The organism is Pseudomonas sp. 30_B (assembly GCF_017491605.1).
Lineage (GTDB): Bacteria > Pseudomonadota > Gammaproteobacteria > Pseudomonadales > Pseudomonadaceae > Pseudomonas.
The window spans coordinates 1-244 of sequence record NZ_JAFGYY010000493.1 but is presented as its reverse complement, the minus strand read 5'-3'; the positions used below and the strand labels follow the sequence as shown (position 1 = coordinate 244).

1 protein-coding gene is annotated in these 244 nt (G+C 66.0%); it reads left to right on the top strand.

Annotated elements, in window-relative coordinates; genetic code table 11:
* The coding region (locus J5M67_RS29220; protein ID WP_207888756.1) for a sulfatase-like hydrolase/transferase at window positions 1–244 on the top strand (244 nt) is incomplete at both ends.

The window sequence follows — 244 nt, the reverse complement described above, 5'->3', positions numbered from 1 at the left end:
GACCTGAAGATCGCCGACAACACCATCGTCGTCTACACCACCGACAACGGCCCGAACCAGTGGTCCTGGCCGGATGCGGCCACCACCCCGTTCCGCAACGAGAAGAACTCCAACTGGGAAGGCGCCTTCCGGGTGCCGGCGATGATCCGCTGGCCGGGACATATCGAAGCGGGCCAGGTGTCCAACGAGATGTTCTCGGGGCTGGACTGGTTCCCCACCCTGCTCTCCGCCGTCGGCGTGCCCG